14 protein-coding genes are annotated in these 16190 nt (G+C 44.4%); 3 read left to right on the top strand and 11 right to left on the bottom strand.

What is annotated here, in order from left to right:
* Positions 1–54 precede the first annotated feature (54 nt).
* The 4 genes from frr to rpsB form a co-directional block, all read right to left on the bottom strand.
* Entirely contained in the window at positions 55–612 is a 558-nt protein-coding gene (gene frr / locus ABMY45_RS01780) for a ribosome recycling factor (protein ID WP_010371327.1), read from the bottom strand.
* A gap of 92 nt (positions 613–704) precedes the next feature.
* On the bottom strand, positions 705–1442 hold the full coding sequence (gene pyrH, locus ABMY45_RS01785; RefSeq protein ID WP_010371324.1) for a UMP kinase: 738 nt from the start codon (positions 1440–1442) through the stop codon (positions 705–707).
* Between the two features lie 139 nt (positions 1443–1581).
* Complete coding sequence (gene tsf / locus ABMY45_RS01790) at positions 1582–2433, bottom strand: translation elongation factor Ts (protein ID WP_010371321.1); 852 nt, start codon at positions 2431–2433, stop codon at positions 1582–1584.
* 220 nt (positions 2434–2653) lie between these two features.
* Positions 2654–3382: a 30S ribosomal protein S2 gene (gene rpsB / locus ABMY45_RS01795; protein WP_010371318.1), complete on the bottom strand. Its 729-nt coding sequence runs from the start codon at positions 3380–3382 to the stop codon at positions 2654–2656.
* Positions 3383–3661: 279 nt separating this feature from the next.
* Here rpsB and map point away from each other — a divergent pair, with 279 nt between their 5' ends.
* The 3 genes from map (at position 3662) to dapD (ending at position 8126) form a co-directional block, all read left to right on the top strand.
* Positions 3662–4453: a type I methionyl aminopeptidase gene (gene map, locus ABMY45_RS01800; RefSeq protein WP_010606768.1), complete on the top strand. Its 792-nt coding sequence runs from the start codon at positions 3662–3664 to the stop codon at positions 4451–4453.
* Positions 4454–4669: 216 nt separating this feature from the next.
* Positions 4670–7288 carry a [protein-PII] uridylyltransferase gene (gene glnD, locus ABMY45_RS01805; protein ID WP_102057114.1) on the top strand — a complete coding sequence of 873 codons (2619 nt, stop codon included), beginning with the start codon at positions 4670–4672 and terminating at the stop codon, positions 7286–7288.
* A 10-nt stretch (positions 7289–7298) separates the two neighbouring features.
* Positions 7299–8126: a 2,3,4,5-tetrahydropyridine-2,6-dicarboxylate N-succinyltransferase gene (dapD, locus tag ABMY45_RS01810; protein ID WP_349288320.1), complete on the top strand. Its 828-nt coding sequence runs from the start codon at positions 7299–7301 to the stop codon at positions 8124–8126.
* Positions 8127–8175: 49 nt separating this feature from the next.
* Here dapD and ABMY45_RS01815 read toward each other — a convergent pair whose 3' ends face one another.
* From ABMY45_RS01815 to lepA, 7 genes are all read right to left on the bottom strand, one after another.
* A complete protein-coding gene (locus tag ABMY45_RS01815; RefSeq protein WP_349288321.1) occupies positions 8176–10230 on the bottom strand; it encodes a TonB-dependent receptor in 2055 nt (684 codons plus the stop codon).
* An 81-nt stretch (positions 10231–10311) separates the two neighbouring features.
* A complete protein-coding gene (gene pdxJ, locus ABMY45_RS01820) occupies positions 10312–11046 on the bottom strand; it encodes a pyridoxine 5'-phosphate synthase (protein ID WP_174170033.1) in 735 nt (244 codons plus the stop codon).
* Between the two features lie 93 nt (positions 11047–11139).
* Complete coding sequence (recO, locus tag ABMY45_RS01825; protein WP_010606763.1) at positions 11140–11832, bottom strand: DNA repair protein RecO; 693 nt, start codon at positions 11830–11832, stop codon at positions 11140–11142.
* Entirely contained in the window at positions 11833–12732 is a 900-nt protein-coding gene (gene era / locus ABMY45_RS01830; protein WP_010371295.1) for a GTPase Era, read from the bottom strand. It abuts the gene before it with no gap.
* Positions 12722–13399: a ribonuclease III gene (gene rnc / locus ABMY45_RS01835; RefSeq protein ID WP_010371291.1), complete on the bottom strand. Its 678-nt coding sequence runs from the start codon at positions 13397–13399 to the stop codon at positions 12722–12724. The genes era and rnc overlap by 11 nt, the downstream gene beginning before the upstream one ends.
* Before the next feature lie 2 nt (positions 13400–13401).
* Positions 13402–14337, bottom strand: a complete 936-nt coding sequence (lepB, locus tag ABMY45_RS01840) for a signal peptidase I (RefSeq protein WP_010371286.1) — start codon at positions 14335–14337, stop codon at positions 13402–13404.
* Between the two features lie 12 nt (positions 14338–14349).
* A complete protein-coding gene (gene lepA, locus ABMY45_RS01845) occupies positions 14350–16137 on the bottom strand; it encodes a translation elongation factor 4 (protein WP_010606762.1) in 1788 nt (595 codons plus the stop codon).
* Between the last annotated feature and the right edge of the window lie 53 nt (positions 16138–16190).

Consider the following 16190-nt stretch of genomic DNA (forward strand, 5'->3'; position numbering starts at 1 on the left):
AATTTTCTGCAATACGTAAACAGTGCGTAAATATAAACGCTAGGATAAAGACATTTAGATTTCCATCAACTCTGCTTCTTTCGCGCTTAGTTGAGTATCCATTTCTTTGATGAACTTGTCAGTCAGTTTTTGGATATCATCTTCAGCTTGACGCGCTTCGTCTTCAGAAATTTCTTTGTCTTTTAGCAATGATTTAATATCACCGTTTGCATCACGGCGAATGTTACGTACTGCAACACGACCACCTTCAACCTCACCACGTACGATCTTGATGAGATCTTTACGACGCTCTTCAGTTAGTGGAGGAAGTGGAACACGGATCACGGTACCTGCTGACATTGGGTTTAGACCTAAGTCAGAAGACATGATTGCTTTTTCTACCGCTTGTGCAAGTGACTTGTCGAATACGCTGATAGCCAGCGTACGAGAGTCTTCCGTCGTTACGTTTGCTACTTGGTTTAGCGGTGTATCTGCACCGTAGTATGAAACAGAGATACCATCTAGTAGTGCAGGGTGTGCACGACCTGTGCGGATTTTAGAAAGCTGGCTTCCAAGTGCCGCCACACTTTTTTTCATGCGCTCTTGAGCGTCTTTTTTAATATCTTCGATCACAATACTTTCCTAGTCTGTTCTTGTTATGCCAGATTATACTCGCAATTTAGAGATTCGCTACTTAACTGCGAATTGCTGAAATAGTCGTCAGATTATTCTGCTGCTTGAGAAGAGATAAGGGTACCTTCCTCTTCACCCATGATGACATTTTTCAATGCACCCGGTTTATTCATGTTGAATACGCTGATTGGCATATTGTGGTCACGTGCCAATGTAAATGCAGCTAAATCCATCACTTTCAATTCTTTATCGATCACTTCGTTGTAAGTCAACGTGCGGTATAGCGTAGCATCTGGGTTTTTCACCGGATCGTCACTAAATACCCCTTCAACCTTAGTGGCTTTAATCACGGTATCCGCTTCAATCTCAATACCGCGCAAACATGCTGCTGAGTCTGTAGTAAAGAAAGGATTGCCCGTACCTGCAGAGAAAATAACAACACGGCCAGATTTTAGTAGGCTAATTGCTTCTGCCCAATTGTACGCATCACACACACCATTTAGCGGGATAGCAGACATCAAACGTGCGTTTACAAAAGCACGGTGCAGCGCATCACGCATCGCAAGGCCGTTCATGACGGTCGCCAGCATGCCCATGTGGTCGCCCACAACTCGGTTCATGCCCGCTTCTGCAAGTGAACCACCACGTAAGAAGTTACCGCCACCGATAACCAAACCCACTTCTACGTCGAGCTCTACTAACTCTTTGATTTCTTGTGCCATACGATCCAATACTTTTGGATCGATACCAAAGCCTTCATCTCCCATTAAAGCTTCACCACTAAGCTTTAAAAGAACGCGTCTAAAAACAGGTTTTTTATTGATAGTCATAATATCCGGGCCAATTAAAAGTGAGGTAAAAAATAACCGCGCTTATGCTAGACATAAATGCGCGGTTATTTTAGAGAATTTTCAGCAATGACGCAAAGCTAATGTCAGCTTTTACGTCATTAGGCATCACAATAAGTGATTACTGGCCTTTTGCTGCAGCGATTTGCGCTGCAACTTCTGCTGCGAAATCTTCTTCTTTCTTCTCGATACCTTCACCTACTTCTAGGCGAACGAATGAAGAAACAGATGCATTCTTCTCTTTAAGGTAGTCACCCACTGATTTCTTAGGTTCCATGATGAAAGCTTGACCAGTAAGAGAGATCTCACCAGTGAACTTCTTCATACGACCAACAACCATCTTCTCAGCGATTTCAGCTGGCTTACCTTCGTTCATTGCGATTTCAACTTGAACCGCTTTTTCTTTTTCAACTACTTCAGCAGGTACGTCTTCTGGGTTTAGGTAGTCTGGCTTAGAAGCAGCAACGTGCATTGCAACGTGCTTAAGTGTTTCTTCGTCAGCATCACCAGCTACAACAACACCGATACGCTCGCCGTGACGGTAAGCAACTAGCTTGTCACCTTGGATGTAAGAAACACGACGGATGTTCATGTTCTCACCGATTTTAGCTACTAGTGCAACGCGAGTCTCTTCAAACTTAGCTTGTAAGTCTTCGATAGTTAGTTGCTCAGCTACAGCTGCGTCAGCAATTTCGTTAGCAAATGCAAGGAAGCTTGCATCTTTTGCTACGAAGTCAGTTTGACAGTTAACTTCTACTAGTGCAGCAAAACCTTCGCCTTGCTTGATGATGATTGTACCTTCAGCAGCGATGTTGCCTGCTTTTTTAGCAGCTTTAGCAGCACCACTTTTGCGCATGTTTTCGATTGCTTGATCGATATCACCGCCAGTTTCTGTCAGTGCTTTTTTACAATCCATCATGCCAGCGCCAGTGCGCTCACGAAGTTCTTTTACTAGGGCAGCAGTTACAGCCATTAGAATATCCTCAAATCTGAATTCAGTTCTTGATAAAACCAACCTTAGGTTGGCTGAATATCAAATCAAGTACAGCTCGCCTCAATTTGATAAAAATCCGTTATCTTTCAAGGTCTGCTTGGCAAACAACGGGATAAGCAGTTAATCGCTTATAAAGAATATCAAGTCTTCACCAATAATTTGATGAAGACTTGATGACAGCTAATACCTAATCAGGTAATTACTCAGCTTCAACGAAGTCGTCGTTTTCTGCTTGAGCAACGATGTTGCTTTCACGACCTTCAGTGATAGCAGTCGCTACTGCACCAGTGTATAGCTGGATTGCACGGATAGCGTCGTCGTTACCAGGGATGATGAAATCAACACCATCTGGGTTAGAGTTAGTATCAACAACAGATACTACTGGGATACCTAGGTTGTTAGCTTCACGGATAGCGATGTGCTCGTGGTCAGCGTCGATAACGAAGATAGCGTCAGGAAGACCGCCCATATCTTTGATACCGCCAAGGCCTTTTTCAAGCTTTTGCATTTCACGAGTAAGCATTAGCGCTTCTTTCTTAGTAAGCTTCTCGAAAGTACCGTCTTGGCTTTGAGTCTCAAGCTCTTTAAGACGCTTGATTGATTGACGAACTGTTTTCCAGTTAGTCAACATACCACCTAACCAACGGTGATTTACGTAGAACTGCTCACTTTGGATAGCCGCTTCTTTAACTGCTTCGCTTGCAGCGCGCTTAGTACCTACGAAAAGGATTTTGCCTTTGTTAGATGCTACGTTCTGTAAGAACTTAAGTGCATCGTTGAACATAGGAACAGTTTTTTCTAGGTTGATGATATGAACGCGGTTACGTGCACCGAAGATGAACGGCTTCATCTTAGGGTTCCAGTAACGTGCTTGGTGACCGAAGTGAACACCAGCTTGAAGCATATCGCGCATTGAAACGTTTGCCATTGTATATTTCCTCTAAAAGTTAGGGTTAGGCCTCCACATATCCCATAGCACCAACACGAAGTTTTTATAACTGCATGCACCCAAGTGTATGTGTCGATATGTGTGTGTGTTAATATTAATAAGTGTGTTGTCTTAACTACAAACATTCAATCTCATCGTGTGAGGAAGAATTATTTGTAAAAAGACGGCGCGCTTTATACCATATATAAAGAATTAACTCAATCTTATGCGTAAAATTTGTGCATAATAAATGTTCATCTAAATTGACTTGGAGTCTAAATGAGTGCAGTGATCAAAACCCCTGAAGAAATCGAAAAAATGCGTGTTGCTGGGCGTTTAGCCGCGGAAGTACTGGAAATGATCGAGCCGTATGTTAAGCCAGGGGTGACCACCGACGAATTAAACACCATTTGTCACAACTACATTGTTGATGAGCAAGGTGCCATTCCTGCACCGCTAAATTATCACGGCTTTCCGAAGTCTATTTGTACCTCAGTTAACCACGTTATCTGTCACGGAATCCCGAACGATAAACCGCTAAAAGAAGGCGACATTATCAATATCGACATCACTGTGATCAAAGATGGGTATCATGGTGATACGTCAAAAATGTTTTACGTCGGTACACCAACGATCCAAGGTAAGCGCTTAAGCGAGATCACGCAAGAAAGCCTATACCTTGCGATAAAAATGGTAAAACCGGGCGTGCGTTTGGGTGATATTGGCGCTGCAATTCAAAAGTATGCAGAAGGCTTTAACTACTCTATCGTGCGTGAATATTGTGGTCACGGTATTGGTAAAGAATTCCATGAAGAGCCACAAGTAATGCACTACGGCAAACCAGGTACTGGCGAAGTGCTCAAAGCTGGCATGTGTTTGACTATCGAGCCTATGGTTAACGCCGGTAAGCGCCAATGTAAGCTACTAAAAGACGATTGGACTGTCGTTACCAAAGACCGTAGTCTTTCGGCGCAGTGGGAACACACGCTGCTTGTCACAGATAATGGCGTTGAGATCTTAACGCTGCGCAATGACGAAACGATAGACCGCGTTATTACGCATTCAGCTTAATTGCAAAAAGCATTTATCAAAGCCAGCCAGATTGCTGGCTTTTTTGTTGCAAAACTCACACAACAGCGATTACAGCACCCCTTGGTTTAGATGTCAGTTACACACGATGATAGTTGTCCAATCCTTGACCCTTCACCTCCTCGTCACTCGCAATTCTTATTTATTTAGTGTAAAACAGGACTCTACTGTTTTTGCGCGCATGACACAGGATCCTAAGTGGCATTACCGAACAAAGTGAAGACGCTTCTTGACGAAGCACAAGAACTTACCGATTACCGTGATTGTCTTGCTTTTTTCTACAAATGGTTAAGCAATCAATTTGCCAAGCAACCCGTTAGAAATCTAATTAACTCTCGAGCCGAATTTATCGATCGATTGTTGATTAAATTGTTTAATGAAACTGGGCTAGCGCACCAACCAGACTTGTCGTTAATCGCCATTGGTGGTTATGGCCGTGGTGAGTTACACCCGTTCTCTGATATCGATTTTTTGGTGCTGACCAAATCCGTTCCCTGTGAAGAAGTGACCAGCTGCTTAGAGCGTTTTGTCACTTATTTATGGGACTTAGGTCTAGATATTGGTCATAGCGTAAGAACCCATGAACAAGTCCTAGAACAAAAACAAAATGACGTTCACTTTGCCACTAGCCTGCTAGAAAGCCGCCTCATTTGTGGTAACCATATTGAATATGAACGCCTCAAACGACATATTGTTGAAACCCCAATTTGGCAATCTAGTGACTTTTTTATCGCTAAGGTCAATGAGCAGAATATTCGCCATAAAAAATGCCATGGTACCGCCTACAACCTTGAGCCTAATATTAAAGAAAACCCCGGTGGCCTGCGCGACCTGCAAACCATTTTTTGGGTCGCTAAAAAACACTTCCGCGCTGAAACTTTGGAAGAGTTAATCAATCACGGTTATTTGACCCATGAAGAATATCAAGAGCTGTTAGAGTGCATCGAAAACCTGTGGAACATTCGCTTTGCGCTGCACTTAGCCGCTGGTCGCAGTGAGAACCGCTTACTGTTTGACCATCAACCACATGCCGCAGAGCTCCTCGGTTTTGGCTCTGAAGGTAAAGCCTCGGTCGAGCGTATGATGAAACGCTTATTTAGGATCATGAGCCGAGTGCGCGAAATGAACCAGATGCTGCTTTCCTATTTCGAACAAAGTATTCTTCCTGAGCAGTTAGAGCAAGAAGCCGTGCCACTTGACAGAAACTTTGAGCGTATTGGCAATAAAATTCGCGTTAAAAACCCCTCGGTCTTTTTCCGTCGAGAGAATTTGTTTGTCCTCTTTGAACATATTGCAGACAACCCTAAAATTAATCAGATTGACCCCAGTACCATACGTACTATGCGCCAAGTCAGACGCCGTTTATTAGGCGATTTGCAAGATTACGCAGGCTGTCGTGACGCTTTTTTAAGGTTATTGAAACACCCTAATGGCATGGGACGAGCGTTTACTCTGATGCACAAACACGGGATCATCGCTGCCTATTTACCGCAGTGGCGTAATATTTTTGGACAAATGCAGTTCGATCTGTTTCACGCCTACACGGTAGATGAGCATACCCATAAACTCATCAATAACATCTACCGCTATTTCGATAAAGAGCATATTAGTGAATTCCCGATTTGTTCTGAGATTGTTGCCCGCATGGACAAACCAGAGCTACTCTACTTGGCTGGGATCTTTCACGATATTGCCAAAGGTCGAGGTGGCGACCATTCCGAGCTTGGTGCCGTTGACGCCATGGCATTTACCAAAATGCACGGTTTTACCGCTTCCGACGCTAAATTGGTAGCTTGGCTGGTGCAAAATCACCTCCTGATGTCTGTCACAGCCCAGCGTAAAGATATTAACGACCCCGATGTTATTGCAGAATTTGCACAAAAAGTGAAAAACGAACGTCAGCTAGATTATCTCTATTGCTTAACGGTTGCCGACATTCGTGCCACCAACGACAACCTCTGGAACGACTGGAAAAACACCCTCTTACGCGAGCTATATCTACATACTCAACGGGCATTGCGCTTGGGTCTTGAAAACCCAATGGATATGCGCGACCAGATCCGTGATAAGAAACGCCAAGCCAAGCAACGACTGATTAATTTGGGCTACTTCGAAGAGTACATTGACCTTATTTGGTCACGCTTTAAGGCCAATTATTTTACTGCCTTTAGTGAACAGCAGATCTCTTGGCATACTGAGCACTTATTACAGTCTGATGATTTAAGTCAGCCAAGCGTGATCGTCTCTAACAAGCCCATGCATGGCGGGACGCAAGTATTCGTATACAGTCCTTATGAATCGGCGCTATTCGCCAAGCTAGTCAGTGTAATTGGTTCTAAAAAAGCACAGATCCAGCATGCTCAGGTCATGACCACAAAAGATGGCTATGTTGTCTTTAGTTTTGTTATCCTAGAAGTGAATGGCGACCCACTCAGCACCAGTCGTGCAGCGGGGATCAGGAGAGGCTTAGAGACGCTCTTAAAAGACCCAAAAAAGAAAATCAGAGTCAAAAAGAATCGCTCACAGAAGTTTAAAGATTTTAATATTAGGCCAAAAATTATCTTGCGCCCTCATGCTAGAGCAAACCGTAGCCTTATTGAAATTCAGGCCATTGATATTCCGGGGTTACTGACTAAAATTGCTGAGGTATTTCAGGCCTATTCACTACATATTCATGCCGCGCGCATTACAACCGTCGGCGAACGCGCAGAAGACTTTTTCGTCGTCTCAAACAAAGATTACAAGGCTCTAGATGAAGTACAAAAAGCAGAGCTTCATCGCGCCCTACTCAAAAAATTAAATGCTGAAACAGATTAACGAGGAATTTATGTCTGATTTAAAAACGACTATTGAAACCGCGTGGGAAAACCGCGATACCATTACTCCAACCACGGTATCAGACGAAGTAAAACAAGCGATTGTCAACGCATTGGAAATGCTAGATTCAGGTGCAGCGCGTGTTGCTGAAAAAATTAGTGGTGAGTGGGTTGTACATCAATGGTTGAAAAAGGCGGTACTCCTGTCTTTTAGAATTCGTGACAACCAACCAATGAGCGATGGCGTTAACCAGTTTTACGACAAAGTACCATTAAAATTCTCAGAGTATACGCCAGAGCAGTTCCAACAAGGTGGTATGCGCGTAGTACCAAACGCGGTAGCGCGTCAAGGCAGCTTTGTCGGTAAGAACGTGGTACTAATGCCATCCTACGTTAATATTGGTGCATATGTTGATGAAGGCACTATGGTAGACACTTGGGCAACCGTAGGCTCGTGTGCACAGATCGGTAAAAACGTACACCTATCTGGCGGTGTGGGCATTGGTGGCGTATTAGAGCCGCTACAAGCCAATCCAACGATTATTGAAGATAACTGTTTCATCGGCGCGCGTTCTGAAATCGTAGAAGGTGTAATTGTTGAAGAAGGTGCCGTTATCTCCATGGGTGTCTATATTTCACAAAGTACTCGTATTTACGACCGTGAAACTGGTGAAATCCATTATGGTCGCGTACCAGCCGGTGCAGTGGTAGTACCAGGGTCACTACCGAGCAAAGATGGCTCTCATAGCCTGTATGCAGCAATTATTGTGAAAAAAGTAGATCAGCAAACCCGCGAAAAAGTTGGGATCAATGCACTACTTCGCTCACTAGACGACTAAATATCACGATAGTTTCACAAAGGGAGCTTTCTGCTCCCTTTTTCATCTATTACCAGCGGTAGTCCAGTGACACTAGAATGTTCCTTGGCCGCCCAGGAAAGTACCTTTCACCACTAAATGAAGTGTAATCGGCACGCTCAGCATAACGTTCGTCGGTTAGATTTTTCACTCTCATCGTCAACGCCAAATGCGGATTTACCTGCCACTTTCCTCGTAAACTCAGTAAATCGTGACCAGAATAACGATGAAGATTTTCGGGGTCAGTAAAATACTCTCCTACATGGTGCCAAGCTAAAGACCAACTGAGATTATCCCGTGCTTGCCAGTGTAATTGGGCGTTAATGACGCTCCTTGGTGCTGAATCTAGATCGTTGCCGTTAATATTGATGCCACCAAGAATATTATCTTGTTCATAGGTATGCTTAGCACGCGTTGCGGCGAGATCTAGTTGCCAATGTGCTAAGAATGAATAACTCAGCTCCAACTCCACACCTCGGTGTCTTGAGCGACCATCGTTGATATAGAAAAAGTCACTATCTCGGAAGATCAAATTTTCTTTTTCCATGTCATAAATCGCGACCTGATAGCCAAGACTATCTGCACTCCCTTTTAGGCCAAGCTCGATATTGTCCGCCTTTTCTTCCTCTAGCGATGCTTTTACCTGCTCTCGCTGCAATTGGTAAAGCTCGGCAGTTTGTGGTGCGCGATAGCCTTGAGACACGTTAGCATAGGCAATATTTCGCTCAGTGAACGCATAGCTTAGGCCAAATTTTGGTGAAAAATAAGCAAAGCTATCTCTGCCACTGGCTGGGCGACTATAACGACATCCTCCCATTGCACACACCGAGCCATCTTCTTTGGTGCGCCCAGTAGGCAAAAAGTTGCGATAATCGTACTTCATTGACTCAAAACGACCGCCCAGTTCAACTAACCAGTTACCCTGTCGCCAACTGAGGTTTGCAAAAGGCGCGAGTTGCCTTGCATCTACCTCATAGTCGTAATGCTTTCCTGTGGGAATAGTTGAGCGCAAAAATGCAGAGCCTTCAGTCGGCGTAGGCTGATACTGCAACATCTCGCCTTGAGTATATTCCGCATCCATTCCCCAATCTAGTTGTATTGAGTCACTTAATTCAGTGTGTATAAGCGTTTGCAGCCCTACACCAGTTTGACCATTTTCTTCAAACGGCTTACCCGGCAAGAAATGCTTAACAAATTCCATCTCTTGCCAGCGTACATAAGGTTTTATCAGTACGGTGTTGCTATCATCAAAGTGCCCGGTTATTTCTGTCCAAGCTCTAAATGACTCTGCCTTTCTAAATGCTTCAGGGTTTTCGTTTTGCTTTGCCAATTGCTTATTTTTATAGCTGTCCACTCCTGTTATATAACCCGCAGTTTGCTGATTTAAGTGGGTGTATGTCATCCCAGATACGACACCAACCTTCTCACCTTCATATTGATGTTTGACGCTCAACTTTTGTTGCTCAACGCTTTCATCGTCACGATAACCCGTATCTTTTGTAAGGGTTAACGCTGCGCCCAAGCCAAGGGCTTTATCGCCAGCTTGTATTCGAGTTCGGCTATAACCATAGGAGCCGATATCTAACGCTACCCTAGGTGTTTTTTGAATGCTGTTTGAAGTAATCACATTAACCACTCCATGCACCGCATTCGAGCCATACAATACGCTGTTTGGCCCTTTTAGCACTTCTATACGCTCAGCTGCTTCAAAGTGCGATTCAAAGAGTTCATTAATATTGCAAAAACCTGCGGCTCTGAGTGCAATACCATCTTCAGCCATTAAAATGCCGCCACATGCGCCTGCACCAGAGAGCACTTGTGAGCGCAATGCAGGTAGATACTCTTGACCATTACCATGTTGTACATTTGCGCCAGCAACGAGCCTCAACGCCTTTTCGATATGCGTGACGCCTGTATCATCTAATTGAGCTTCTGTTAGCAAAGAGAGGCTTACAGGACGCTCTCCTGCCGTCTCAGCCAATCTGGATGCCGTAGTAGTGATGATTTCAAATTCGTTGTTCTCTGTCGCTTCGCTAAGTTGTGGTGCAAGGGCACAACTTGCAAAGACCAACACCATTTTTTTCATTTTGATACCAACTGTATTAACTCGATTACAAGGCAAAAAGAAAGGGCTACACAGCCCTTTCGTTTTCTTTACCACTAAGCGTTATGCTTGTCTCGCCTCTAACATCAAACGCTTCATATCTCGTACTGCCTTTTCCAGCCCATCAATTGCCGCTCGAGCAATAATGGCATGGCCAATGTTAAGTTCGTAGATTTCTGGCATTTGTGCAATCGGTTTAACGTTATGGTAATGCAAACCATGACCAGCGTTAACGATAAGACCTAAGCCATGAGCATACTGAACGCCTTCACGAATGCGTTCAAGCTCAGCGCTCATTTCGGTGTCGCTCTCAGCATCCGCATAAGCACCAGTGTGGATCTCAATGTAAGGCGCACCGGTTTGCTTTGCAGCATCTAGCTGCTTTTTGTCCGCGTCAATGAACAAGCTTACTTTAATACCTGCATCAGCTAGACGCTGAGTTGCCGCTGTGATCCTATCAAGATTACCCGCAACGTCTAAGCCACCTTCCGTGGTTAACTCTTCGCGCTTTTCTGGCACTAGGCAAACATATTCAGGTTTTACTTCGCAAGCGATGTCGAGCATTTCGTCAGTTACTGCGATTTCTAGATTCATACGTGTTTGGATGGTTTTTGCCATCACGTAAACATCGCGATCTTGAATGTGGCGACGGTCTTCACGTAAGTGAATAGTAACGCCGTCGGCACCTGCGTGCTCAGCTACTGCAGCTGCATGTGCAGGATCAGGATAGCTAGTGCCTCGCGCCTGACGAAGCGTTGCAATATGGTCTACGTTGACGCCGAGTAAAATATCTTTCATCGTTTATCCCTTGATAATATGACGTAGCAAGTGGATCACCCACCTATTACTGCGATACCAATTTACCGATTTATACTTTTGATTAAATTGGTATTATTTCTTTGAAATAAATAGTTCTCTACTTTTCAGCCCTTGCTTACCAACCAGCGGCGCCATTAATTTTCGTGTTAATAGCTTAGCCGCTCTTCTCACGGCAAGGTCTTGGAAATCTTGATTGGCAATGGCCAATAACATACTGCCCGGTATCGTATCAGGTTCACGACCGACTGCAATAAAACCGTACTCAGATACGTACTTATACGCGGCTTTTGGCCGCACTGGATTACCTTCAGCGTCAAATTCCAGTTCCACCCCGAAACCCAGCTCACCTAACAATTGCAACTCAAAGCTACGTAAGATAGGTTCCACATCTTCATCTTGGGCCAAACGCATTAAATGTAGCTGATAGAGCGCAAAGATCTGCTCTAGCGGTTCGTTGGTTGGTACCACGCGTTGCGTTAATTCATTGAGATACAAACCACAATATAGCTGCCGCCCAACGAGTTGGATTTGGTTGTCTGTGGGTTCAAAACGGTTTAGGTATTTAAAATCGTATCTGCCTGCATATTGCAGTAAAAGTAATGAAAATGGCCGCAGCTGGGCATTATGTTTGAGGGATTGCTTGCCCTTGACTCGGGCAAGCATTTTAAGTTGTCCAACGCCTTCGACCAGCACGTCAAGCAGTACCTGAGAATCGCTGTAAGGTCTGCGATGTAACAGATAGGCCTGTCGAAAGTCGCTATCCAATCAGTCTTCTCCGTACCCTAAGCTACGAAGAGCACGTTCGTCGTCTGCCCAGCCAGATTTCACTTTAACCCAGCATTCGAGATAGACCTTGTTGTCTAGCATGTTCTCAAGATCTTTACGCGCTTCGCGACCGATAACTTTGAGCTTTTCGCCTTTGTTGCCGATCACCATGCGTTTTTGCGATTCGCGCTCAACAAGGATCAACGCGTTGATCTGCCAAACGCCGTTGTCTTGCCACTTAAACTGTTCGATCTCTACCGTCACCGAGTACGGTAACTCATCGCCCATAAAGCGCATCAACTTTTCACGCACGATCTCTGCCGCCATAAAACGCATCGAGCGATCGGTAACATAATCTTCAGGGAAATAGAATTCACACGCAGGTAAACGCTTGTGCACTTCTTCTCTGATCATATCAACGTTTTTACCTTGCTTCGCAGAGATAGGTACGATCCCGATAAAATCCCCCTGTTCACTCAACCACTGAATATGTGGCATCAACAAGTCTTTATCTTTTACCTGATCGGTTTTATTCATCACCACCAAGATAGGACGACCGCTGTCTTTAACTTTAGCCAGTACCATTTCGTCATCAGGCGTCCAATGCGTCCCTTCTACGACAAAAATAACCAGTTCAACATCGCCGATTGAGCTTGATGCTGCTCGGTTCATTAAGCGGTTAATTGCACGCTTTTCTTCAATATGAAGTCCTGGTGTATCAACGTACACCGCTTGATAGTTACCCTCTGTATGGATCCCCATGATGCGGTGACGAGTGGTTTGTGGTTTACGCGAGGTAATACTTACCTTTTGCTCAACCAATTTATTTAATAGTGTCGATTTACCTACATTAGGTCTACCGACAATGGCAATCATGCCGCAATGTGTATCAAGCGTCATTCTTTAATATCTTAAGCGCTTTTTCGGCAGCTTTTTGCTCAGCTTTACGTCGCGAGCTGCCTACTGAAATTATACTTTCCATCCCTTCCACTATACATTCGACCGTGAATGTTTGGTTGTGAGCTTGCCCTTTGGTATCTATTACAGTGTAGCCCGGCAAAGGTAATTTTCGAGCTTGTAGATACTCCTGCAGCAGCGTCTTCGGGTCTTTTTGATTATGACCAGGTGAAATCGCTGTTAAGCGTGATTCGTACCAACTTAGTACCAAATCTCTACACACGTCGATGTCAGAGTCTAAGAAAACGGCACCAATTATGGCTTCTACTGCATCTGCGAGCGTCGACTCACGGCGAAAACCGCCGCTCTTCAGCTCACCTGGACCTAGGCGCAGATAATCACCCAGCGCGAATTCCACACCGAATTCCGCCAGAGTTTGACCACGCACTAACGTTGAACGCATGCGGCTTAAATCACCTTCACGCGCTTTTGGAAACTTGTGATACAAAGCATTTGCAATCACAAAGCTTAAAATAGAGTCGCCCAAAAATTCGAGACGCTCGTTGTGCTGGCCTTTGTGACTGCGATGCGTCAAAGCCTGCTCAAGCAGCGCCTTATCAGAGAAGTTGTACCCTATTTTATTATAAAGTTCTTCTACGTTTCTTTTCATTTTTACTGAATACTACCTAGGCGTTCAAAACGAACACCAGTTGGAACCCACCCTGGCAAAATGCTGTCTGGGCCATTATCAAAATCAAAACTTAACCAAATAAATACCGCTCTTCCAACCAAGTTTTCATCAGGTACAAAACCCCACATACGACTATCTTGGCTGTTATTACGGTTATCACCCATCGCAAAATAACTTCCCTCTGGTACTACCCACTCATCGCGGCGAGTACCTGGTTGTTGATAGTAGCGATCTGTTAACTCTAACACTTCAGGATTAATTAAAATATCATGTTCTACGTTTGGCAAATGCTCGGTTAGACGCACTAACTGCATTGGACCTTGCGTAAACTCGTCACGATTTACAATGTCTACATCAATCTTGTTATATTCGCCACACGTCAACCCGTTTGCTTCGCTCTGCCCGTCTTCACACTTAGGTTTAATGTAAAGCTGACGATTGCGATAAACAATGTGGTCGCCCGGTAAACCAACAATACGTTTGATGAAGTCAATTCTCTCGTCTAGCGGAAACTTGAACACCGCAATATCACCGCGCTCAGGGGTACCCGTTTCAACGATTTTGCTACGCCACACTGGATCTTTAATCCCGTAAGCATACTTTTCCACTAGAATAAAATCGCCATCCAATAAGGTTGGCATCATTGAGCCGGATGGAATTTGAAACGGTTCAAAAATAAACGAACGGAAAATCGTGATTGCGGCAATCATAGGAAAAATTGATTTCGCGTTTTCAACAATGGCAGGTTCAGGTGCGATTTCCGCAATGATGTCGGCATCTAACTGAGTGTCAGACGCACCTTGCGCAATAGCAAGCCTAGCTTGTCTTTTTGGTGCATACACCAAATGATCGATCAACCAAATAAGGCCTGAACCGACCGTGAGTAGCACCAATAAAATTGAAAAATAACCTGCCATTTGTATTTCCTGTTACTTACCTACTTTCAATATTGCTAAGAATGCGTCTTGTGGCACTTCAACGTTACCAAGTTGCTTCATACGCTTCTTACCTTCTTTTTGCTTTTGCAGTAGCTTTTTCTTACGGCTCACGTCACCACCATAACATTTTGCGATTACGTTTTTACGTAACTGCTTAACTGTACTACGCGCAATGACGTGATTACCAATTGCAGCTTGAATAGCAATATCAAACATTTGGCGAGGGATCAATTCTCTCAGCGCTTCAGCTAACTGACGGCCACGCGTTTGTGAACCGTCGCGGTGAACAATTATTGCAAGTGCATCAACGCGGTCACCATTGATCAGAATATCCACACGCACCATGTCTGATGCTTCAAAACGCTTGAAGTTGTAATCTAGTGATGCAAAACCACGGCTGGTAGACTTCAACTTATCAAAGAAGTCCATTACCACTTCTGACATCGGCAATTCATAGGTTAACGCAACTTGCTTACCGTGATAGGTCATCTTGGTCTGCATACCACGCTTTTCAACACATAGCGTGATCACATTTCCTAAATACTCTTGCGGAACGAGAATATTTGCTTCAACAATTGGTTCACGAATTTCAATAATGTCGTTTACTGGCGGTAAATCCGATGGATTATCGATTTTCACCACACCGTGCTTAGTTTCTACTTCATAGATTACCGTTGGAGCTGTGGTAATAAGATCCATGTCATATTCACGTTCAAGGCGCTCTTGAATAATCTCCATATGCAGCATACCTAAGAAACCACAACGGAAACCAAAGCCTAGTGCTGTTGAGTTTTCAGGCTCGAAGAATAGTGATGCATCGTTGAGGCTCAATTTATTAAGCGCATCGCGGAAGTTTTCATAGTCATCAGATGAAATTGGGAACATTCCCGCGTATACCTGAGGCTTCACCTTTTGGAAACCAGGCAAACGGTCTGTTGCAGAATCACGAGCCATGGTAATGGTATCACCAACTGGTGCACCATGGATGTCTTTGATACCTGCGATAACAAAGCCTACTTCACCCGTTTTCAACACCCCAGTATTGGTCTGCTTCGGTGTAAAGATACCAACCTTATCTACTTGGTGAGCTTGCTCTGTAGACATGATCTTGATCTTCTCGCCCGCTCTTAATTCACCGTTTTTAATACGTACCAATGACACTACGCCTTGGTACGGGTCAAACCATGAATCGATAATCAGTGCCTGTAGTGGCGCATTTGGCTCACCTTCTGGCGGCGGAATATCACGTACGATCACTTCGAGCACTTCATCAATGCCGATCCCCGTTTTCGCACTACAACGCACCGCTTCTAATGCTTCAATACCAACGATATCTTCAATTTCTTCGGCAACGCGAAGTGGATCAGCCTGTGGTAAATCAATTTTGTTTAGTACCGGAATAACTTCCAAGTCCATCTCAAGCGCGGTGTAACAGTTCGCTAGTGTTTGTGCTTCTACACCTTGACCCGCGTCAACAACCAATAACGCACCTTCACAAGCGGCAAGAGAGCGCGACACTTCATAAGTGAAGTCAACGTGTCCTGGTGTATCGATAAAGTTTAGCTGGTAGGTTTCACCATCTTTTGCTTGATAGTTAAGCGTTACACTCTGTGCTTTGATGGTAATGCCGCGCTCACGTTCGATGTCCATCGAATCCAGTACCTGCTGCTGCATTTCGCGGTCTGTTAAACCTCCACAAACTTGGATTAAGCGGTCTGATAGCGTCGATTTTCCATGGTCAATGTGGGCAATAATAGAAAAGTTACGGATATGCTTCATATACTGGATTCAATACTTCTGTTAGTCACAAATAGAGATTAAGGCCTCGATTT

The organism is Pseudoalteromonas sp. XMcav11-Q (assembly GCF_040104525.1).
Taxonomy (GTDB): domain Bacteria; phylum Pseudomonadota; class Gammaproteobacteria; order Enterobacterales; family Alteromonadaceae; genus Pseudoalteromonas.